The organism is Paenibacillus sp. DS2015, from assembly GCF_050433705.1.
Taxonomy (GTDB): domain Bacteria; phylum Bacillota; class Bacilli; order Paenibacillales; family Paenibacillaceae; genus Paenibacillus_AQ.
This window is the reverse complement of record NZ_JBNPWS010000047.1, coordinates 1-22827: the sequence shown is the minus strand read 5'-3', so window position 1 is coordinate 22827 and position 22827 is coordinate 1. Positions and strand designations below refer to the sequence as shown.

General features: G+C 39.8%; 20 protein-coding genes, 1 tRNA gene and 1 pseudogene. 1 reads left to right on the top strand and 21 read right to left on the bottom strand.

What is annotated here, in order from left to right; translation table 11 throughout:
* Positions 1–94 precede the first annotated feature (94 nt).
* The 16 genes and pseudogenes from J2T13_RS24905 to J2T13_RS24830 form a co-directional block, all read right to left on the bottom strand.
* Positions 95–235: pseudogene (locus J2T13_RS24905) on the bottom strand (family 1 glycosylhydrolase); the annotation flags it as partial.
* Positions 236–267: 32 nt separating this feature from the next.
* Positions 268–1374 (bottom strand): Gfo/Idh/MocA family protein, encoded by a 1107-nt coding sequence (locus tag J2T13_RS24900; protein ID WP_429375255.1) that lies wholly within the window; start codon positions 1372–1374, stop codon positions 268–270.
* Positions 1375–1399: 25 nt separating this feature from the next.
* Positions 1400–2131 (bottom strand): ThuA domain-containing protein, encoded by a 732-nt coding sequence (locus tag J2T13_RS24895; RefSeq protein ID WP_429375254.1) that lies wholly within the window; start codon positions 2129–2131, stop codon positions 1400–1402.
* Between the two features lie 25 nt (positions 2132–2156).
* Positions 2157–3320 carry a Gfo/Idh/MocA family protein gene (locus tag J2T13_RS24890; RefSeq protein ID WP_429375252.1) on the bottom strand — a complete coding sequence of 388 codons (1164 nt, stop codon included), beginning with the start codon at positions 3318–3320 and terminating at the stop codon, positions 2157–2159.
* A 2-nt stretch (positions 3321–3322) separates the two neighbouring features.
* Positions 3323–4369, bottom strand: coding sequence for a LacI family DNA-binding transcriptional regulator (locus tag J2T13_RS24885; RefSeq protein ID WP_429375257.1), 1047 nt, complete (start codon positions 4367–4369; stop codon positions 3323–3325).
* 139 nt (positions 4370–4508) lie between these two features.
* Entirely contained in the window at positions 4509–7226 is a 2718-nt protein-coding gene (locus J2T13_RS24880; RefSeq protein WP_429375251.1) for a CHASE3 domain-containing protein, read from the bottom strand.
* Positions 7227–7393: 167 nt separating this feature from the next.
* Positions 7394–8188, bottom strand: coding sequence for an ABC transporter ATP-binding protein (locus tag J2T13_RS24875; RefSeq protein WP_429375249.1), 795 nt, complete (start codon positions 8186–8188; stop codon positions 7394–7396).
* Positions 8189–9103: an ABC transporter permease gene (locus J2T13_RS24870; protein ID WP_429375248.1), complete on the bottom strand. Its 915-nt coding sequence runs from the start codon at positions 9101–9103 to the stop codon at positions 8189–8191.
* A 77-nt stretch (positions 9104–9180) separates the two neighbouring features.
* Positions 9181–10224 carry an ABC transporter substrate binding protein gene (locus J2T13_RS24865; RefSeq protein WP_429375246.1) on the bottom strand — a complete coding sequence of 348 codons (1044 nt, stop codon included), beginning with the start codon at positions 10222–10224 and terminating at the stop codon, positions 9181–9183.
* 235 nt (positions 10225–10459) lie between these two features.
* Entirely contained in the window at positions 10460–10960 is a 501-nt protein-coding gene (locus tag J2T13_RS24860) for an N-acetyltransferase family protein (RefSeq protein ID WP_429375245.1), read from the bottom strand.
* A gap of 142 nt (positions 10961–11102) precedes the next feature.
* Positions 11103–12797 carry a M3 family oligoendopeptidase gene (locus tag J2T13_RS24855; RefSeq protein ID WP_429375244.1) on the bottom strand — a complete coding sequence of 565 codons (1695 nt, stop codon included), beginning with the start codon at positions 12795–12797 and terminating at the stop codon, positions 11103–11105.
* Between the two features lie 209 nt (positions 12798–13006).
* Complete coding sequence (locus tag J2T13_RS24850; protein WP_429375243.1) at positions 13007–14113, bottom strand: Leu/Phe/Val dehydrogenase; 1107 nt, start codon at positions 14111–14113, stop codon at positions 13007–13009.
* Positions 14114–14574: 461 nt separating this feature from the next.
* Positions 14575–14656 (bottom strand) — tRNA-Leu (locus tag J2T13_RS24845).
* A gap of 81 nt (positions 14657–14737) precedes the next feature.
* Entirely contained in the window at positions 14738–15466 is a 729-nt protein-coding gene (locus J2T13_RS24840; protein ID WP_429375241.1) for a metallophosphoesterase family protein, read from the bottom strand.
* A 230-nt stretch (positions 15467–15696) separates the two neighbouring features.
* Positions 15697–16158 (bottom strand): hypothetical protein, encoded by a 462-nt coding sequence (locus J2T13_RS24835; protein WP_429375237.1) that lies wholly within the window; start codon positions 16156–16158, stop codon positions 15697–15699.
* 249 nt (positions 16159–16407) lie between these two features.
* A complete protein-coding gene (locus J2T13_RS24830; protein ID WP_429375236.1) occupies positions 16408–16788 on the bottom strand; it encodes a DivIVA domain-containing protein in 381 nt (126 codons plus the stop codon).
* A 212-nt stretch (positions 16789–17000) separates the two neighbouring features.
* Between J2T13_RS24830 and J2T13_RS24825 the strand changes: the two genes are divergently transcribed.
* On the top strand, positions 17001–17174 hold the full coding sequence (locus J2T13_RS24825) for a hypothetical protein (protein WP_429375234.1): 174 nt from the start codon (positions 17001–17003) through the stop codon (positions 17172–17174).
* A 101-nt stretch (positions 17175–17275) separates the two neighbouring features.
* On the opposite strand, the gene J2T13_RS24820 is transcribed toward J2T13_RS24825, so the two are convergent.
* The 5 genes from J2T13_RS24820 to J2T13_RS24800 all read right to left on the bottom strand — a co-directional run bounded on the left by J2T13_RS24820 (position 17276) and on the right by J2T13_RS24800 (position 22435).
* Entirely contained in the window at positions 17276–17635 is a 360-nt protein-coding gene (locus J2T13_RS24820) for a helix-turn-helix transcriptional regulator (RefSeq protein ID WP_429375232.1), read from the bottom strand.
* 346 nt (positions 17636–17981) lie between these two features.
* On the bottom strand, positions 17982–19127 hold the full coding sequence (locus J2T13_RS24815; protein ID WP_429375231.1) for an acyltransferase: 1146 nt from the start codon (positions 19125–19127) through the stop codon (positions 17982–17984).
* 166 nt (positions 19128–19293) lie between these two features.
* Entirely contained in the window at positions 19294–19806 is a 513-nt protein-coding gene (locus tag J2T13_RS24810) for a general stress protein (RefSeq protein ID WP_429375230.1), read from the bottom strand.
* Between the two features lie 129 nt (positions 19807–19935).
* Positions 19936–20604: an SGNH/GDSL hydrolase family protein gene (locus J2T13_RS24805; RefSeq protein ID WP_429375228.1), complete on the bottom strand. Its 669-nt coding sequence runs from the start codon at positions 20602–20604 to the stop codon at positions 19936–19938.
* Between the two features lie 208 nt (positions 20605–20812).
* A complete protein-coding gene (locus tag J2T13_RS24800; protein ID WP_429375227.1) occupies positions 20813–22435 on the bottom strand; it encodes an ATP-binding protein in 1623 nt (540 codons plus the stop codon).
* Positions 22436–22827 lie beyond the last annotated feature (392 nt).

Sequence of the window (22827 nt, the reverse complement as noted above, 5' to 3'; positions counted from 1 at the left end):
TCCAGAACGTGTTGGGCAGTATGTGAAATGATTTTTATCTCCCCTCGGGGAGAAGCCATATTAAAAGAGTTTACACAAAACTATTGACAGACCCAAACCCGTAACGTTTGGACATTTCCGATGTAGACATACTGACTAGATCAATTGGCCCCCAGCTCGTATAACCCATCAATTCCACTCCGTCTGCAACCGCCTCTTTCATTTGTGCAATATGTTGACTTAAGTAATCAATACGTCATACTATTAGATCATTTCTACCGATCTTCATTATATGTCTAATGTGTAGGGCTCGAGATTCTCCGGCATCGGATTCGGCCTAGTACATGTACTTTGCATTTCATAATGTTTCCGATCATCTGAAGAATCATGAAATGCCCACATCGCTTCAAGGACATGATAAGCTAATTCACCACTAGCTCGATGAGGACGACCGCTTTGGATTGCATAGGCCATATCCGCTACTGCGATTCCTCTTGTATTACTATCATATCCGAACAATAACGGTTGTTCTGTCCACTCTGATTGCCGGTGGAGGCGATATTTCACTTGTCCACCGAAATCGTTAGGATCGGGTACTTGTAATGTTCCGGCAGTACCGTATATCTCAATGGGTGGCAAATTACTTCCGCCAAAGATATCAAAACTTGTAATCATCGTCCCGATGGCTCCTTGTTCAAATTCCATGACTCCAGCTACATGTGTTGGGATCTCCACAGAAATTGTTTGACCACGTTTTTTCTCACTTGTTATCACTCTTTCATCATGCGCTTGACCTGTTATACCTGTTATTCTTTTAATAGGGCCAAGCAATTGCACTAGCGCCGTCAGGTAGTAAGGGCCCATGTCGAACATCGGACCTCCACCCACAGCGTAATAAAACTCAGGATCTGGATGCCACCCCTCATGCCCCCCACTCATCATAAAGGCGGTTGCAGCAATAGGTCGACCAATAACCCCATCATTAATAAGCTTCAACGCTGTCTGAATACCTGCACCATAGAACGTCTCAGGAGCACAAGAAACTCGTAAATTATGATGCTTAGCCGCATTCAATACCCGCTCCCCTTCTTCTCGGGTCACAGCTAGCGGCTTCTCAACATAGACGTGCTTACCTGCTTCTAGAGCCTGGAGACATACCGATGCGTGCGCAATCGGTATCGTCAAATTAACAACAATCTGAATCTCCGGATCAGCCAGAAGCTCCTCTGGCGTATACGCTTTTGCAATACTAAATTCAGCTGCCTTTTCTCGGGCACGCTCTAGATCGAGATCGGCACAGGCTATTAAATCTACTATCTCAAATTTCCTGAAGTTTTCCATGTAAATACTACTGATCTTTCCACAACCAATGATACCCACCTTAATTTTATCCACTTTAAATTCTCCTTCCATGACACTGCTAGTAATTGCTATCTGCCATCCCATTGTAAGCTGTGCTCTTATCATGAACATGATCCTGTTGCTCGGCTACCTGCTTGCCATCAGCTGCCCATAAGAATCCTCTACGCATCATTTCTTGAACCTGTGGTATCGTCACAATATCCGCATGATGTCCAAGAGAGTTGTAGAACACGCGTCCTGCGCCCCAACGTTTCGTCCATACGACAGGCATTTCAACCGTTCTATTCGTAGCATGAGGTCCATCTGCTATAGGGAACGTCGTTGTAGCCAGCACTTCGACCGCTGGATCAATATGAAGATAATATTGCTCGCTCTTGACTTCGAAATCTTCAATACCTTCAAACAGCATTCCTGAACTATATTTCATATTGACTTTGTACTCTACCCCATCATTACCGGGGTGAGCTACCCATTGACCACCCGTCATGAATTGCCAATTCACATTCGCACGAAATGAATCACACATCCCACCATGACAGCCTGCAATACCAACCCCACTCTGAACGGCTGCCAGTACATTATCCACAAGTTCATTACTAATCTCACCCATCGTCCATACAGGCACGATTAAATCAAGTTCAAGCAACTTCTCTCGATTAGAGAACGCTTCTAACGTATCCGATACTTCTACTTCGAACTGCTGTTGTTCTAGTACATCTCGAAAAATATTAGCAACCTGCTCGGGCTCGTGACCATCCCATCCACCCCATACGATTAAAGCTTTTCTCAATTCCCTCACACTCCTATATTAGAAATTACATTTCTGAGATCGATACCCAGCGACGTTCTTCAACGGATCGTTCAACAGCTTCCAATACTTCTTGACACTTCACGCCATCACTGAAATTAGGCGATGGTTGTCTATCTTCATGTATCGCATTTAGCATTTCTAACATTTCATGTGTAAATGTATGCTCGAATCCGATAGTATGACCTGCTGGCCACCAAGCTTCCGAGTAAGCATGTGCTGCATCTGTAGCTAGTACACGTCTGAATCCTTGCACATCTTCATCATCATCTGTGAAGTAGACTTCTAATTCATTCATTCGTTCAAAATCAAATTTCACACTACCCTTACCTCCGTTGATCTCAAAAGAATTCGTACTGCGGTGCCCTGCTGCAAAGCGAGTTGACTCAAAGCTACCCATGGCACCGTTTACAAAACGACTCATAAATAAAGTCGCATCATCGACTGTAACCGGACCTTTAGGACCCTCCATGCTGCCTTTTGCTGATAGTCCTGTCATTTCACTAGCTAATGGGCGCTCTTTAATAAACGTCTCACTCATCCCAATCACTTCCTTCATTTCCCCAACTAGGAAGTGTGCAAGATCGATAAGATGAGCCCCTAGATCTCCATGGGAGCCGGAGCCAGCAATATCCTTCTGTAATCTCCATACGAGTGGAAAAGAAGGATCGAGAATCCAATCTTGTAGAAACCACGCCCGGAAATGATAAATTTGACCTAGTCTACCACTGTCTATTAATTTCTTAGCAAGCTGTACCGCGGGTGAGAAACGATAGTTATATCCCACCATATGCTTAATCCCTGCCTGCTCAGCAGCATGCAACATTTCACGAGAGTCAGCAAGTGTTAGCGCCAGCGGCTTCTCACAGAAAATATGTTTACCTGCTTTGGCCGCGGCCAAGGCAATATCCTTATGCGCATTACTCGGTGCATTAATATCTATCAGATCAATATCATCCCGCTGAACTAACTTATTCCAATCGGTCTCTGATTCAGCCCAGCCAAATTGATTCGCTGCTTGCTTAACCCCTACCTCATCACGCCCACAAATGACTGATAACTTCGGTTTAAGCGCTTGATCTGGAAAAAACATAGGCAATGCTCGATAGGCATTACTGTGCGCTTTCCCCATAAACTTATAGCCTACCATGCCAATACGAAGCTCTTTCATCCTCATTCCTCCTTGTTTGAATCCTTCATCACTGAAGATTCTCTAACGATAAGCTTCGTTGGTAAATGAATTGAGAAATGCTCTTCCATAGCTGCAGCAGAATTTTCAAGACTATTAACCAATTTCTCAACAGCTAATTCTCCCATTTCGAAAAAAGGAACTTCTACGCTGCTTAAAGTGGGCGATGTAACCTCCGTTGAATCGGAGTTATCATAGCCGACCATGGCTGGAAATAAATGCTTGTGAATACCCATGTCTCTAAGACCTTGCTGCAGTCCAATGGCCATACGATCATTCGATGCAAATACCGCATCAATCTCTTGTAAATAGGGCAGAATTGCTGAAGCAGCCATATAACCACTACTCCTACTGAAATTGCCTTCGAACACATATTTTTCATTGTACTGAAGATTATTCTCCGCTAGTGCCTGCTTATATCCAGCTAACCGATCTCGACTATTCGAATAGCTCGATGGTCCATTAATGAAAGCTATTCTCTTGAAATCCTGATCGATCAGATGTTGGACAGCTTGATAGCTACCTAGAATATGATCAGCATCCACTTCACTGAATAATTCTCCCTCATAATGTTGATTAATTAGGCAAAAATGTCTCTTCTCCTCTTTCAATCTACGTAGCGATTCTAATTCTGTAGGTTCATCCTTGGCGCCAAGAATAATGCAAGCATCCACCTTGTGCGTATGAAATAGCCGAGCATAATTCATAACTTCATCCGGTGTACGAAATAAGAGCAATACATCATACCCGAGCTCACGCGACTTACTTCCGATTCCACTTAGAATTTCAGAGAAGAAATACGTAGAGAACATATGAACTTTAGGTACGTAAGGAAGGACTACACCTAAGTTACCACTTTTGCTGGTTGCGAAACTCCGTGCTAAGGCACTAGGTGTATAATTCAGTCTAGTCACTGCCTCTTGTACCTTTTGTCTCGTCTCTTCCTTCATCGGCCCTACGCCATTTAACACACGGGATACAGTCGCTTCCGAGACACCAGCAAGATCGGCCACTTCCTTACGAGACACGATAATGAACCCTCCTTCAATATTTATGTACACGCGTACATTTTCTCATGCTAGAAGACTACTGTCAAGACTAAAAAAGGATTGATTCCAATTCAGCAGCGCCATCTGCTATAAGAAATCAATCCTTACTTCAAATTATCATCTAGGTTAATAACGCCTTCATACTCGCTATCACCTGACTTACATCTAGTGGTTTACTCAAGTAGTCTGATGCCCCAACACTCATACATTTCTCTCGATCTTCTTTCATTGCTTTTGCGGTAAGGGCAATGATCGGTAACTCTGACATGTTTAACGTCTCGCGAATATTAGTCATCGTCTGATAACCATCCATCTCAGGCATCATAATGTCCATCAGCACAAGATCAACAGATGTATTGGATTGCAATATATCTAGACATTCGTAGCCATTATGGGCCGTCATTACTTGCATATTATACTTCTCTAGGGCCTTCGCTAGCGCGTATACATTTCGAATATCATCGTCTACCACCAATATTATTTTTCCGTCAAACAACACTGAATCATTTTCTTGAAGAGCCAAATCTGTTGATTGGCTTTGACTGTCCAATAGTAACTTTTCAGTAGGATCATGGCGGTACTCGTGAGTTGAGGCAGCCTCATCTAACAAGATAAATGGAGGATGATCTTCCGAATCTGGATCAGTTATTGGAATATACAATGTGAAAACACTTCCTGCACCCAGCTCACTTTCTACATGAATATATCCACCTAGTAATTTAGCCAGTTGTAGTGAAATCGATAATCCTAATCCGGTCCCACCATATTTACGTGCCGTCGCTCCATCCGCTTGTTTGAACGCATCAAATATAAACCCTTGTTGCACTGCAGTTATTCCTATTCCTGAATCCCGTACAGTGAACGCTATCACTTTAGATGCACTTGAAAAATCAGGGGTATTTGGGGCCTCAACTTGATAAATCTTTAGATATACTTCTCCAGACTCTGTAAATTTGATCGCATTCGACAATAGATTTCGTAAGATCTGATGAAGACGAAGTTCATCCGTATACAAGGTGTTAGGTGTACTTTCTTCAAACTCAATTCTTAAGTGGATTGATTTATTTTCAGCCATTTTTAAGAATGTACGGTTCATTATTTCTGGAAGTTCCGTTAAGTTTACTGTACCCATATCAATCTCCATTTGACCCGCTTCCACTTTCGATAAATCTAGTATATCGTTAATCAAATTCAATAGGTCACTTCCGGAAGAATGAATCATAGCTGCATAATTCTGCTCTTCTAATAAAAGAGAGTTATTGGAGTTCTCAGATAATAATTGCGATAAAATAAGCATGCTGTTTAAGGGTGTTCTAAGCTCATGGGACATATTCGCTAAAAATTGAGATTGGTACCCAGAACTCGTTTGTAATTGTTGTGTATACTTTTCTAATTCCAGCGCAGTCCTCGCTGCTACGTTTATTTGACCCTCCAACTTGTCATTTAACGTTTGCATTTCACCCGCTTGCATACGCAGCTCTTCAGATTGAATCTGATATGCCTCTGACTGAATTTGCAATTCATCATTTAAAGCTAATGATTCATTATACAGCTCCTGCATTTCCATCTTGATGATCACGGTGTGCATCGTAACACCGAGTGTGAGTAATAATTGCTTTAGCAGATCGAGTTCTAGAGCAGTAGAACTAACAAATGATCCTAATTCAATGACAGCTAATACTTTACCTTCAAATTCTATAGGAGCAATAACAATTTCAAGGGGCGCCGCTTGCCCTAATCCCGAATGAATGACCATATAATGATTTGGGACCTGGTCAAGAATTAACATTCGATTCTCTGCTGCGGACTGTCCAACTAGCCCCTCTCCCCACAAGAAACTTTCTCTACCCAGTCCACTCGTGTCTTCCAAAGAACCTGCAAAAGATGCCACCTTATATAACTGATTCAGTCTAGCTACATATAAGACACCATAAGGCATATTAAACAACCCAGCGATATTGTCCAGGAATATTTGACTTAATGAATTCAAATCTGGAGCACTTTGAAGTATTGTAGACATCCGCGCAACCTGATCCTTCGTCCAATTCTGACGATCCATCATCGCCAGAAGCTGATTGGTTGAATTGGCCAATCCAGATGTCTCATCCTTTGTCGTAACTTCAATACGTTTTGTTAAATTACCGCCAGCAGTAATAACATCGATAGCTTCGGTGACCTGTTTAATTGGATTCACGATATTTCTTGAAATCATGATTGCCGCAGCTATGGAAGCTATAGCGACTAGACCCCAAAGCGAATATATGGTAACCATTAAGCTTTTGTTATCCTCCGCCAACATAGCTACTCGATCAATGGTCAGCGTCTTATCCACTTGAAGAAAAGTTGCAAATTGAATATGTAAGAAATCCATCTGAATTTTCCCAGCATTATTAGTAAAGGAGCGAAGTAATTCTTCATCTTGGTTTTCCTTCTTCAAAGTAATTAGAGGGCTTCCTTCATTATTAATCCAATGTATAATATTTTGTTGTATTTCTCGCAAATTTTTCTGCTGCACAGGATTATCTGATACCAATTGGTATAATTCAATATAGGCAAGAGGCCATTCGGAAAGCGCTTTATTATACGGTTCAAGATAATTCACATCGCCTGTAATCAGGTAGCCACGTAGGCCTGTCTCCATATCAAGTACGTTTTTCTCAATGGTATGCGTTAGATCATGTACTTGTATATCATGGTTACTAATAAAATCTGTTTCTCTCTGCAGAGATTGAACCCGACTAGATATAATACCGAGGAACCCGCCCAAACAAATGATAATCAGGACGTAACTAATAATTATTCGAGCACTTATCTTATTTAGAAAAATATTCTTAGGCAAACACGCCAGCTCCTGTCACATCTAATGATTATGATGAATATGTGGGATTAATTCACTTCGTTAACAGCTAGATAGATCGAACTATGTATGAGTACAAATATACCACATTATCTACTTCTAATTGCATAAAAAAACCTCTCGCCATTTATAGTGAGAGGTTATCCTAGTTATCCTAAGACTAAACGATCATCTGATAATTTACTTCCACTTATTTGTTCAAATTCCCCAAGCAATTGTTTTACCGTTAAGTCCTTCTTACGTTTTTCATCAATATCTAATATAATCCGACCCTTATCCATCATAATCAAACGGTTACCCAGTCGAATGGCCTGTTCCATATTATGAGTGACCATTAATGTCGTAAGTTTCATTTCCTTGACAATACTCTCTGTCAGCCTAGTAATAAGCTCTGCTCGAGCAGGATCAAGTGCTGCGGTATGTTCATCCAGCAAAAGAATTTGCGGATTGGTAAATGTAGACATCAGAAGGCTTAGAGCCTGTCTTTCTCCACCAGATAATGTTCCTACCTTCGCATGTAGCCGCTTTTCCAATCCGATGCCCAACCGAGCAAGTTCTTCCTTAAATAATCTCCGCTTACTAGCCTTAACTCCAAAAGATAAACCTCGAGATTTTCCACGCGTATATGCCATCGCTAAGTTCTCTTCTATTGTCATATTAGGTGCTGTTCCAGCCATAGGATCCTGAAATACTCGCCCAATCCAACGACTTCGTTGATAATCTGTTAAATAACTAACACTGTTACCTTCAATATAAACATCACCCGTATCAGGCTTCATTCCACCAGAAATAATATTCATTAATGTAGATTTACCAGCGCCATTACTTCCGATAACAGTCACAAAGTCTCCAGGCTTTAGATGTAAATTAATGTTGAACAGAGCTATTTTCTCATCAGGGGTACCTGGATTAAATAATTTAGATACTTTAGACAGCTGAAGCATTTATTTTACACCTCCTGCTGTTTGATCTTTTCCCAAGTTCAGAATTTCGGCAGAGCGCTTTTGAGCCATAGTCTTCTGCTTTATTACTCTTCGTGTTGAAGGCAATACAAGTGCAATGATAACAATAATCGCAGTTATTAATTTCATATCTGAAGCCTCTAACCACTCTACCCTCAACGCGAGCGCCACTACAACGCGATAAACGATTGAACCTAGAACGACAGAAATTGTATGATGAATAACATTTCTAGCTCCAAAGATCGCTTCACCAATAATAACGGATGCTAGTCCAACGACGATCATACCAATGCCACTATTGATATCGGCAAAAGCTGACTGTTGGGCGATGAACGCCCCAGATAAAGCCACTAATCCATTGGATAGGCTGATCCCAACAATTTTTGTGAAATCAGTGTTCGCACCCAGACTTCGGATCATTCTTTCGTTATCTCCGGTGGCTCTTAGAGCCAGTCCAAGATCAGAGTATAGAAAGCGATTTAATAACGCAACCACAACAATGACAATAATCGGTGTAACCAACAATATGTTTGTAGAAATAAACAATGTATCTAAACCATATAATGCAATATTAGGTTTAATCATGATTCTTAAATTGATAGAATACAGGGCGATCATCATGAGTATACCGGACATTAATCCATTTATTTTGCCCTTTGTATGAAGAAGCCCTGTACATATTCCAGCAATGAGCCCCCCCACAAGAGCTGATAAACTAGCAAGTATTGGAGAGTATCCATGTGAAATCAATACGGCAGCAATCGCAGCCCCAGTGGTAAAGCTTCCATCTACCGTTAAATCCGGAAAATCCAAAATCCGAAATGTAATATATACACCAAGCGCCATAAATGCGTATAACAACCCAGATTCAAGCGCTCCTAATAATGATCCAAGCATGATGTCTACCTCCTAGTAAGCTTGGGAATAAGGAGAGTGGATGATGGATATCATCCACTCTGTAATACATTTATTCTTTATTGAATTATATTAACATCGGGATCTTGAACTTGTGACTTCATGGCATCTGTGACTTCGATACCTTGTTCTGCAGCAGCTTTCAAATTCAGTATCAAATCCAGTTTTTCCTGAACGGTTACTTTCATATCACCTGGGTTCTTACCGTTCTTCAATATTTCAACAGCCATCTGGCCCACTTGGTATCCATGGTCGAAATATTTAAAGCCTACTGTTGCAAAAGCTCCTTTCTCTACTGTATCCCGATCGCTAGAGAAGAAAGGAATGTCCTTGTCATTAGCTACTTGAATAATGGAATCCACACCACTTACGACACTATTATCAAGTGTAATATAGAGAGCATCTACTCGACCTACTAAAGATTCTGCGGCTTGTTTCACTTCAGAAGTATTCGTGATTGAAGCCTTAATCAGCTTAATATTATGCTTCGACAGTGCTTCTTCGGCAAGCTTGGACATTGCATTAGCATTCGGTTCACCTTCATTGATGACGATCCCAACGTTTTTAATATTCGGGAAACTATCTGCAATGAAACCCATTAATTTCACAATGGCCTCAGGATTCGTATCGGAAGCACCTGAGACATTTCCCCCAGGTTGATCAAGATTGGTAACTAACTTCGCATCCAATGGATCTGTAACTGCAGCAAACAGAACCGGACTCTTATCCTTTACTTGTTGAACAACTGCTTGCGCCGATGGTGTTGCGATAGCTACGATTAGATCATTACCATCGGAGGCAACCTTCTGAGCGATTGACATATTATTAGTGGAGTCACCTTGTGCATTATTATAATCTAATTTCAAGTTATCCCCATCCGTGATTCCAGCATCCTTCAATGCCTGTAGGAAACCTTCTCGCGTAGCGTCCAACGACGGGTGCTCCACATACTGTGAGATTGCAACTTTGTAAGTTTTTGTATCCGTACTTTCTTTAGTTCCCTCTGATGTCTCAGAAGTACCTTTAGTTGAATTATTCCCACAAGCAGCAATGGTCATCACTAGAGCTGTAAATACTAATAATAAGCCGAGTTTCCTTTTCATTGATAAAACCCCTTTTCTTCATTTTAGTGATATTGTCATAACTTTAGCTACTACCCTAATTCGTTCAAGCTTCAATGCTGTTGTCATACAACGCGCTAAAGTAATATAACATAACAAGGCCCTCACTTAAGTGATAATTATTATTCCTAATCATAATTGTCTACTTGGTAGTGGTCAAGACAAAAAAATATGAGCATTAGCCCATATTTTGTCTATTAGGTTCTTTTCAATTCAATTATTCTAATATTTTAGCCATAGAATACTCGTCAACATATGCATTATCCACGAATATAGATTGTTTCTTTGTGCCTTCCATTTGAAAACCCAGCTTGGTGTATAACGAAATCGCTCGCTCATTATGTGCCATAACCGTTAATTCCAATCTAGTAAGTGGGGTATTCATTCTCCATGCCTCCATCTTCTCAAACAGCAGTCTTCCTATCCCTTTCCCAGTAAAACCATCTAATATTCCGATCACAAGATGTGCCCGATGCTGGATTCTTCTAGGGTTACCACCGATAACGGTTAAATGTCCGCGAAGTATCCCCTCTTCCTCAGCCACAAAAATATTAGAATTATTCATATTCATGAATGAACGGATCATTTCTAGTTGTTGTACTGCAGTTGTCTTCCGCTCTCCTGGTTCATACATCATATATCTTGTCTCTTGATCGATCTGTTGATTTAGCATCAACAAACCTTCGCAATCTTCCTCTGTAATATCTCTAACAAGCACATTCTCAAACCTTCCATAAATAGGAGCCTACGTATAGCACAAGCCACATATGAAGTAAACGCACCTCCAATGGTAAGTTACGTCTAACCATTGGGGTTCAGTTCAAAGTATCATATGTGGCTTGTGTTAATTCCTATATTTTTTACAAAAGTTGATCTTCTACGCCATCCAGCCAATTCTCAATCTGCCCGATCACAGAGGATACACATCCATTCTCGAATGGTGAGATTAGACCCGCAACCTTAACTAGCCCTGTGAAAGACTGACTGCCCCCAGCTTGACACAATTTCAGATAATCTACCCATGCTAATTTCCAATCCTCGTCCATGCGTTTCCAGAATTGTAAAGCACAGATCTGAGCAAGCGTATAATCGATATAGTAGAATGGCGTTTGGTAGATGTGAGCCTGCTTCTGCCAGAATCCACCGCGTAATAAATAATCATTATTCTCTTGATCACGATAAGGCAAGTATTTCTGTTCCAGAGCACGCCATGCACTCTTACGTTCCGTTGGGGTTGCTTCTGGATTTCCGTATACATAGTGTTGGAATTCATCCACTGCAACACCATAAGGAATAAATGTTAATGATTCTGCGAGATGGTTGAACCGATATTTATCTGCATCTTCCTTAAAGAAAAGGTCCATCCAAGGCCAAGTGAAAAATTCCATACTCATGGAATGAATCTCACACGCTTCAAACGTAGGCCAATTATATTCCGGCACCTCATAATGTCTACTCTCATACACTTGGAAGGCGTGACCTGCCTCATGTGTTAGAACATCAATATCACCTGAAGTTCCATTGAAATTGGAGAAAATAAACGGTGAACCATACTCACTTAAGAACGTACAATAACCTCCACCTTGTTTCCCTTTCTTACTCTCAAGATCCATCAATTCATTATCTACCATAAACTTAAAAAATTCATTCATCTCAGGCGATAATTCACTGTACATCTTCGAACCATTCTGAAGAATCCACGCCGGATCTCCCTTAGGTGTAGCATTACCTGATTTGAAGCTGAAATTATCATCGTAATAGTACATTTGATCTAGCCCAATACGATTCTTCTGCCGTTCCTTCAACTTAGCCGCTACAGGTACAATATGTTCCAACACTTGGTCTCTGAAATTAGCGACCATCTCTGCGTTATAATCCGTACGATTCATACGTGCATAACCCAGTTCAATAAAATCATTAAAACCAAGGGCATGAGCCATCTTCGTCCGTACCTTAACCAGGTCATCATAGATACGATCAAATGTTTCTTCATTCTCAGCCATAAATGTGAATCTTGCTTCCGCAGCACGACGTCTCAACTCTCGATCTGTCGATTGTTCGAACGGAATCAGTTGTGGTAATGTACGTTCCTCGCCTTCAAACATAATTTTGGCAGATGCAATAAGCTGAGAATATTCCGTTGTCAACTTATTCTCAAGCTGTAAATCTTCGATAATCTCTGGTTTGAACGTCTTAAGCGAAAGTTCCGCTAACTGAAAAAGTTGGCTTCCCCATTTATTCTCAAGATCCACTCTGAACTTAGAGTTAACAAGCCCGTGGTAGAATTCCGTTATGTATTCTTGGATGACTGGGCCGGCCTCATCAATATAATCTTGTTCCGCCTTATAGAATGTATCATTGGTATCGATAGAATGCCGTATGCCTACGATCGAACCCTGTGTCTCAATTTCACTACGGAGTTTATTAATAGAAGTCATAATCTGATCTTGTTCTACAAAGCTACTTGCGTTGTTGAATTGACTAAGCAATGATTTGAATTTCTGTTCAACATCTTCTAGATTAGGGCGTTCATAACCATATTCACTAAATTTCATAAGTATATACATCCTCTCATTAGCAACAATCTATCTTCTATTATAATGAATAGTGACTCCGAATTTCCATAACATTCATGTAGAATTCATGATTATTCGAATTAGACCTATTCTATCATGTCTCCAGTTCACATTCAGCACAACAAAAAAAGAACAATGCACAAGTATATGCGCATTGCTGGAATGATTAGATCTTCGTATATGTTCGCTTATGCATGTGTTCTTCTTTTACTAAACGTGTGATTCCCATTCTGCAGGAATTGTTTACGTGAATATCTCAATGCTTCGATACGCTCTAGTGCCAGGTGATCCGCCGCTACATAGGTTGGCACACCGTCTCGTTTCGAGATGGCAAAAACACGAGAAATACTATGATAAATATCCCCTACTTTACTCATGGCACGTTCAGCATTATAACCATTAAATTCATCAGCAATGTTAATAACGCCCCCCGCATTAATGACATAGTCAGGCGCGTAGAAGATGCCTAATTCATGAATTGCATCCCCATGACGAGCTTCTTTTAGCTGATTATTTGCAGAACCGGCAATAACCTTTGCTTTTAATAATGGAATAGATTCATCGTTAATCGTCGCTCCCAATGCGCATGGAGAATAAATATCACAATCCACACCTATAATTTCACTTGGGTCTACCACTTTTGCAGGAAATAATTCCAGTGCTCGATTAACAGCCTCTTTATGTATATCAGTAATGACTAACCGTGCCCCTTCTTGATGTAAATGCTTGCAGAGGTTCAACGCTACATTTCCTACTCCCTGTACTGCCACGACCTTACCTTCTAGCGAGTCCGACCCAAAGGCTTCTTTAGCTGCAGCTTTCATCCCTTGGTAAATCCCAAATGCTGTTGCGGGGGAAGGATTACCCGAAGATCCAAAAGTAGGTGAGATTCCAGCTACGTAATCAGTCTCCTGGTAGACAATATCCATATCTGAGACCGTTGTACCCACATCTTCTGCAGTAATATAACGACCATTCAGACCCTGAATATAACGACCAAAGGCACGAAACATAGCTTCATTCTTATCTTTACGGGGGTCGCCCATAATAACTGTTTTACCACCACCGAAGTTCAGACCCGCTACAGCATTCTTATAAGTCATGCCTTTAGCTAGCCGAAGTGCATCCTCGATCGCATCCTCTTCTGTAGCGTATGTCCACATTCTCGTACCTCCAAGGGCAGGCCCAAGCGTGGTGTCGTGAATAGCGATTATTGCTCTTAGCCCAGACTGCTTATCTTGACAAAATACTACCTCTTCATAATCATACTGTTCCATAGATTCAAATAACTTCATTCTCTATTCCTCCATCTGTTACTCACACTTGTTTGCCTTAAAAAGAAAGAAAACCTCACATAAAAAAGTTGACTTTTGTAAATCCAAACAAAATTAATATGTATATTAAGGCGGCATATAGATAGAAGCTAACCCATTTAACACTGCTTGTCAATTTGAAAAACCAAAATAGTAAACATAAGTTCAAATCAAAACAATAGTCAAATATTATGTCATACTTTCTAATATTGACTTCTCACTCGAGTAGAATCATCACCAATACTCTTATTTTCTCCGCTTATTATAAAAACATACGAATACAGAAATACTCTTATTCAGCTATTTAGCATCTAGCATCATCAATGTCCGTTAGATTATTGATATTTGGTTAAGGAGCGATTCTTAATTAGGGGTTAATCCCAATGCATCTCCGCCTTAGAAACACAAAAAAAACCTTGATTTTCAAGGTTTTTCTTAAGTGATGCGCGTAGAGGGACTTGAACCCCCACGTCGTGAAACGCTAGATCCTAAGTCTAGTGCGTCTGCCAATTCCGCCATACGCGCGCAATATAAAGTAACAATCTACTATGTATTTTACAACGTGACGAGGACTATTGCAACTACATTTTTATAGTCGCACTTGTGTTAACTTAACCCTCTATATACAGCCGTTCTAAGCTCTTTTATATAAGCCTCTATTGAAGGCATGTCCGTAGCGACAGCTTGTTGAATCGCAAGTTCAATGTCATAGGGAACACGTATAAACTGGATATTAAGAGGCGCTAGGGTTGCGCTATCCATCTCACCTTCTATAACAACATAGGAAGACTGCGTCAGATCAAGCGGGTTACCTACACTTCCTACATTCAATAGTGTTTTTCCATTTAGGTGCTGAATATAAGCATTATGAATATCTCCATAACCAACTACATCTGCTGTTAGTTGCTGTTGGCACCATTCTGAACTTTCAAACAAGGATAGACGTTTCTCATGGTCATCCCAAGGTTGAATGCGCTCATTTATACTTCGAGGTGAAGCATGGAATAATCGAATAAATTTACCGCTCATCACAAATTCAATGGAGAATGGAAGTTCCCGTAAGTACTGAAGACGATGTTCTCCCAACACAGCTTGATTCCACTTTACAACCTCCAAGTCACTTTCTTCAGAGATAAATTCATCCCAGTTGCCCCTTACGGTCTGTTCACAATATTCCCTTACCCAATCAACAGTAAGATCAGAACTTGGCCCTTTTCCCACAATATCACCCAGACAGAATATTCTCGTTATATCGCGACGTCCGATATCTTTCAGTACGGCTTCCAATGCAGGTATATTTCCATGTATGTCTGAAATAATTGCGATTTTCTCCATTAATAAATACCCCCAATTAATCTGCATCGAGCGAACCTAGAGTCACCTCCATCGGCAGAATACTTTTTCATAGTCCATGCTCAACCTACTAGCATGCTCACGTTTTTGCAAACATTATACTATTGTTACCCAATACTAACCAAATTATATTTATAATTGTTGGCTAACTAATCTACAAAGCTCTCAAAATTATATGTTAATGGAAAATAATAAATGGGTGGATTGTAAGGCTAAACTTGATATTTCCGCTGTACTTGCGGTAGTAGCGTTACTATTTGGATCAATATCCCTAACAACATATAAAAGACATGAATCAACGAAACTGTATTAATCATATAAACCTGAACTGTAATCCATATGATTAGCGCAAATCCACAATAAAGTGAAAATGCCCATGACCAGTGTTTGTCCTGATATAAATTTAACTTCTTAGCTAGTTCCCAGTTCCAACGTTTCTTCAATGCCGTAGCTATAAGAATCGGGAAAACTCCTAAGCAAGTCAACAAAATGAATCCAGGTATAAAAAAATGTTCAAAAGGCGAGTTAACAAGCATAGATGCTGGCATGTCTATCATCTCCCCCGTAGGGTCTATCATTAATATCAATCCTCCGATCACCGCACCAATCCCTAGAAAAAAATGAAGACACATTAACAAGTTAGAGCTCTCGCGTGGCTTAGTTCGTATTTTCAATTGTACAGCCTCCTCTATAGGTCTAAACAGACTATATTCGGAAGTTTATGAATTTATCCTGCATAAATCCAAGAGTATAATATTACGAATTTCGCATCAAATTCGAATGAAGTTACTTTCCGAAAGGACGTAACCTCTTTTAAGGCTTCTATTTACAATATCAAGTTATCAAAACATAAAAAAACCTTTATGCTATTCCTCATAATGGAGGAATTGCATAAAGGAACTATTTTAAATCTACAGCAATTTCTATTCAATATAAAAATGTTGTTCAGGACTTACTTTAGTTTTTAATTCCTTGATGTTATTTTCTAATTTCATAATAATATTCTCCAATTGTCTTGGATCTATTTTAAATGAGTCTGTCATATCCGGTTTAACCCCAACCTTCATATCACGCATAACCATCTGCTGCTCTTGCCATTTATCCATTAAATCCGCAATTGTGGCATAGAACCGTTCATAATCTTTAATGACCTCATCTAAGAAGCTATTTACCTCATCCGGGTCATACCCACGAAGCTTGTTGTTGAATTCCTTCTCATGGATCGAGAGCGCATCCAGATGAATTCCCAATTGATTAAATAACTTTTTTTGCTTATCTAGCCGACGTTGCATGTGCTCATCCAATTAGAATACCTCCAATAATCTGATGCCTTAAAGTGTGTTAGATACTCTAGATATTAGTCCCATTCTCCAAAGACTGTATATAAATATTATAGTACTTTAATTATATCTGTATTCTAACTCATATTTCAATTACTTTTAATGAATCTAGACTAATGCATAAGCATTAATGAAAAATAACCATAGAATGATTAAAATGCTAAGTGGGTGATCCTTTGTCTAAAAGAAATGAGCTCAATACATTAAATCTTGATGCTTTTAAGGATTTATCAGCAGCCGATATAGACATTATTGCATCTATCTTGGCAGTATTGGCGGAAGGTCTGGGATTACTTGCTGTTCTAAAGGCTAAAGAAGAAGCCACCGCAGCAAAGAACAACGCTAAATAGAGAAGACATCATCTCTATTTCTTGTCTAGTTGCATAATCAAGCCCTCTATCCTATATCCAATGGACTCATCTGTTCATCGCATCATGTTATTAAGCACGAATTAGTAATTGTCACTCGCTGCCTTATTTAGGATACCGAGGCAACGGTCAAGATCAGTCTTAATTTGCTTCTTATATAACTCAGCCTTCTCTTTACCATTATCCGTGAAATGGTAGAGAACAATTTCTTGGAAATCAACACGGGGATCATTTCCTTTCAATTGCTTGGTACGATAAAAGACCCCTTCTTGCACCAATTCATGCAAAGCGCGATATATTTCACTTTGAGGCGGAGCATATCCAAAACTGCTGAATTCTGCTCGGAGCTCTTCTAGCATCTGGTATCCATACCCTCTCTGCTGCTCCACCATCGTAATCAGATATACTTTGATAAAAGCACGTTGAGCAATCATAAAAGCCATCGGTCAGTCCTCCTCTCTAGAATTTAACCTTCCCACTATTATATACTACTATTTTCCATCTTGCACAATAGTTCATGTTCATATATCGAGCTACTTTTATAACCTGTGAAATATAATGAACTAACTACATAGAATAGAATCTATAGGCAGATATGTTCTAAACATATTTTTTAATCTTACTATTGTGAATTTTTCATATGTCGAAATATTATATTATTGATTATTTAATAGCTTAATTATATGTTTGTAATAGTCTTTAAATGAAAAAAACCTATGACTTCTACTTTCAGAAGTTCATAGGGATCAATCCTTGAAATCAATATTCATTCACTCTGATTAACTAGACCTAGATTCTTTTGATTGGATTTGAAATACCTACAGTCCATTTACCGAATGGCAATCTAGACAATATCCACACAAGTACATAAGAAAACAACACACAAATAACAAAAGATATTAACATTCGAAAAATAACCGGCCAATGAACAAACCATGTCACATCGAAATAATAGCTATACTTGAGCATAAGTGCATGGACTAAGTAGGCTCCATAAGAGTATTTGCCGATGGATAGTAACATCCTATTCCACTTTGACTCCCTATGATCTCCCATCCTGCTCGCGAGGTTATAGCACACAAAGATAGTACTTACAAGAAACACTACCATCAAGGGCCTCAGCAAAGACACACTGTTGAAAACAATCTTGATTCCATGGGATGTTTGGAAACTTTGGACTACGATATAAACATAATATCCGAACAAAAATAGAAAAGTCCCCCCATACACAACACTTCCTTTTCTAACCCACTTTTTCCATAGATCTAGATATAGGCCCGCATAAGCACCGAGTACAAAATATAAGGAAAAATACAAAAAATTACGATCTGCATATTGTGTAAACCACGCGGTAATCACCGGAATGTGAAATATAGATAAAACTTTACCAATATTAAATATATTGGCAGTCAGCCACACAAAGAGAATTCCCCCACAAATCATAATAAACATATGTACTTTAACCGTAAGATGACTTTTCATCTTATAAATCACGTAACGAAATAGCGGAAACAGCAAATAAAATTGAAAAATCATGACCACATACCACAAATGGTAACTATTTTTACCTGTGAATAACATCTGAAACCATTTTATACTTTGTGGAATTATCCCTTGCTGCCATCCATAAGAGATGGAGAAGAAAACGAATGACCATAGTATGTATGGCACAAGAATATCTTTAGCCCTCTTCTTTAGAAAAGATACATAGTTAAATGGACCTGTATAATTATAAAATAGAACCATACCTGTAATGAAAATAAACACCGGGACTGCAAATTTAGCTAACATAAGAAGAAGGGTCATCAGGACACCGTCTTCCAACGTAATACCCTCTACAATCGAGTAATGCGCGATAGCATGTTGGAGTGCCACAGCTAGAAAGGCAAATCCTCGAAGAAGCTCAATCTCAATAATTCTTTCTCTTTTTGGCATCGTATTCTCCCACTATGACGAATTCTTCTTACGATCTTTTAAGCCCATAAATCAAAAAAAATTCAGCTCGTTCATAAGCTGAATTTTGTGCTATATTTCCATACCTAAAGTATAACCTATGAATTCTCAATTAAACAACTAGCGTGTATCAAACTGAGAATGAATGTTAGTATTTAATATCCGAGTTATAACGACTCGAGTTGATTGACTTATTCTCACGGAACACATCGTATGCACCTGTCCCACTTACCCCTGAATCAACGAGTACTAATATTTTACCATGATTAACATAGGCTTCATATTCCTCAGCTTCATCTTCAGGAATTCCTAGACCCACTAATCCACCCACTAATCCACCTGCTCCAGCACCTACAGCGATACCTGCGATCGTTGCAGCAATCGGTCCAGCAGCTAGAATCGGTCCAATACCAGGAATAGCTAATACTCCAATACCTGCGAGTAATCCGGTTACGCCGCCTAATACAACACCCGTTGCAGCCCCAGCTGCCACACCTTCAGGCGCTTTCGTTCCCGTCTCGTCAGTAATAGCCTTCAATTCTTCTCGGTCCTTAGTTATAACAGAGATATGTTCTATTCCAATCCCTTGAAGTTTCAAACCTTCAATCGCTCTTGAAGCTTCTTGTTCTGTATCAAACACCCCAACTATTTTCTTTTCCATGACGAAAACCTCCTTAAGAATAATGGTAATGGTGACTCTTTCATTACTTACCCCTATTCCATCAGATACAAACAACATAGAGAAATTTAATGGGCTTTATCCTACGATTATCCATTCATCTATGACATATCAACCGTTCAAGAGTCCACTCTTTCCTACGATTTCCAGCCACTCATTTGCAATTAAATCATGCCCTGCAGCCGTCGGATGGACGCCATCCCATAACCAATAATCCGCATCCGCTCTCTGGGCTGCCATGTTAAAAGCACCCTGCAAAGGTACGTGAACCGCATGAAACTCTTCCGCGAGCTGAAGGACTACATTCTGATAATGCGTAATCCGTTCCTCCCATGCCTCCCACTTTTCTGCCGGAGCTCCCGTTCTTAGAATAAACGGTTCACATAATATTAATTTTGTCTGCGGAAGCACTTCAATTGTCTCTTCAAGCACATGCCGATATGCCCGCTCGAAACGGTCCGTCACTCCACTCGGCTCGCCCTTCATCGTTCTCCATGCATCATTGACTCCGATTAATATGCTCATTATATCAGGTTGGAGGCATATCGCATCTTCATTCCAGCGTGCATATAAATCGGAAATCCGGTCACCACTTACACCCCGGTTATAAACCACGGGTTGCTGTTCCGCCAGATCATTTCCCAGCTTAGCACCGATGATGTACGCATAACTGTGTCCAAGAATATGGTTGCGGTCATCATTACGGCCACGGTTACCGTCTGTTATGGAATCTCCTTGAAATAATATAATCTTATTTGCTTTAGCAGTTGAAGTAGTCATCCATTTCATCCTTTTTTATGGTTATTTAATAGATCTTGTAGCCTGACTGGTTACCATCTCTCGGTAGCTGCCTGGACTGTGGCTATTAAATTCGGTTTCATGTATGTCCCCCTGAAAACCTAAAAATTGCGCTCTTTCGGCGATTTTACCGAAGAACGCGCGTTTTGAAAACAGATATAAATCATACTTTGATTCGAATATGTTACGATTAATCTAATTTCTCCGTATGCTTCAGTAATGATAGAACAGCGTTTAACAGGTGCAGTTTACGAATGGGCTTAATAATAACGGATTCGAATAGCGACCTTGTATCATCATCGAGATTGGTTCCGATTGGTGCGAGAAGAAACACTGATAACCTCTTATGTTTATTTAGCTCACGCATTTGACCTGTTACTGTAATTGCATCGATGCCTCCAAGATCTTTATCGAGCATGATAAGATCAAATTCGAGACCTTCGGCAATCCATTCGAGCGCCTGTTTCGGATTCTGCGTAGAAGCCACTGTCACTTCCCAATCCTCCAGCATCGAGGAGATGACTTGAAGACTAGTTTGATTATCATCAACAAGAAGTATGTTCGTCCCGGCTAACACATCTCTCTCGAAGGGAATAGATGGCAGACTCGAATATTTCTTGAGGAATAGGGTAATCTCAAATGTTGTCCCCATTCCCTTCACACTCGTAGCCTCAATATGTCCGCCCATCAATTCAACTAGATTCTTGCAAATAGCAAGTCCCAACCCAGTTCCTCCATAGTGATGAACAGACTTTTGGTCATGGACTTGCATGAATTTATTGAATAGAAAACTTAACTTCTCCTCTTCAATTCCTATTCCAGTATCCTTTACGGTTATCTTCACACACACTTCCTCTTCACCACGGGCAGGCAATAATTTAAGTTCAACAAAAATTTCACCTTCATGGGTGAATTTAAGAGCATTGCTTAATAGATTCATAATGATCTGACGTACCTTCTGCGCATCTCCTAGAACGTAGAGGGGGATTTCCGAATCTGTATTGAGTATCATTTCCACGTTCTTATCTAGCGCTTTCGTCGAGAACAGGTAGATGGTTTCCTCAAGTATAGAAATAATATCGAAGGGCTCTTCTTCTACGTCTAGCTGGCCCGCCTCCATTTTGCTATACTCCAGAACGTCATTTAAAAATTCTAATAATCTCGTGTTGCTCTCATTGATAATCTCCATATAATACTTCTGCTGCTCATTCAATTCAGTTGTCATCATCAAATCAGTCATTCCAACAATCCCGTTCATGGGTGTACGAATCTCATGGCTAAGCATTGTAAACAAATCTACTTTCGTCTGGATACGTCGTTCCGCAGAATCAGACTTCTGTTCCAATTCAATCAAGTAGGTAAAAAATATGGCCAGTGCATATAATAACTTGACATCCTCGTCAGTATATTCACTGACTGCCTGATCCATCACACATATTGTTCCGTGAGATCTTCCGTCCTCAAACATCAGGGGAACCCCGACGAAGGAGTGAACTCCTTTATCAATGATAAGGGTAAGCTCTTTAGATTCCAGATGGTCCTTCGTATGGGTAACTTGAAGTGGTTTATTGTCATTTAGGGTAATCAAACTGTTAATGTTCTGTAGGAGCAATATACCTTCCTCACCATTGGCAAACTTCTCGTCTTGATTGTAAACTTTATAAATCTGTTCTGGTAACCCGTTATGAATTGAAATGATGACTGAATTGGCTCTCAAAAGATGCTTTAGCAGAAAAAGCATATGGTCTGCGGCATCCTCAATATTGCGAATTTCTAAGCGATTGTTCTCCATGATAATTTGACAGTTCTCCATTCTATGTTACTACTTAAATATATTGATTACTCAATTAATACATACCTAGCATAGCATTTATTCCTATTTTAGCACTATTGTTTATTTAGCTTATTGAACAATACCACACTTATTAAAAAAGTCTATTACTGCTTAGTTAGAATCATTCAAATTGAGCTTGTCTAGTTCGGTTGAAGTGACCTCTTCTCACACTTCTTAACAGGATTCGTGCTAGTAACTTCACCACTCTTTATAATATATGCTAGACTACCTGAAATACTATAGAGCATCCATTCAATCTAATCCTTTATGTTACTTACTCAACTTTCGCAGCTCAAATCTTTAAACAAACCCTTGATATAGCTGGGTAAACTAGCGATCCAATCCTGTAGTTGACAAAAAACAGACGTTTT